A 250-nucleotide genomic window follows, 5' to 3' on the forward strand; every position below is an offset into this window, starting at 1 on the left:
TAAGCTGCGCACCACTTCCAGTAACCGTAATTTGGTTTTGGGGCTCTGGTTTTGATTCAACAGGCTTTTCTGATGATTCTGTTGTTTTCTTTTGTTCTTCTGTTGCCTTTTTTGTTTCGCTCGTTTTATAAGTATAAGACGTATCCCTCAAGTCTGGCTTTGGCGGGCGCGTAAGTAATACAACAGCTGTGACACCTCCGACAAAGGCTAGTGCAACAGCAGAAAGCAAGATAATGGGAACATAATGCCG

1 protein-coding gene is annotated in these 250 nt (G+C 43.6%); it reads right to left on the reverse strand.

The genetic code is table 11. The features are described from left to right. A partial coding sequence (locus ETC27_RS17990; RefSeq protein ID WP_205742777.1) for a hypothetical protein occupies nucleotides 1-250 on the reverse strand: 250 nt, incomplete at both ends.

It is taken from the genome of Onishia niordana (assembly GCF_004798965.1).
Lineage (GTDB): Bacteria > Pseudomonadota > Gammaproteobacteria > Pseudomonadales > Halomonadaceae > Onishia > Onishia niordana.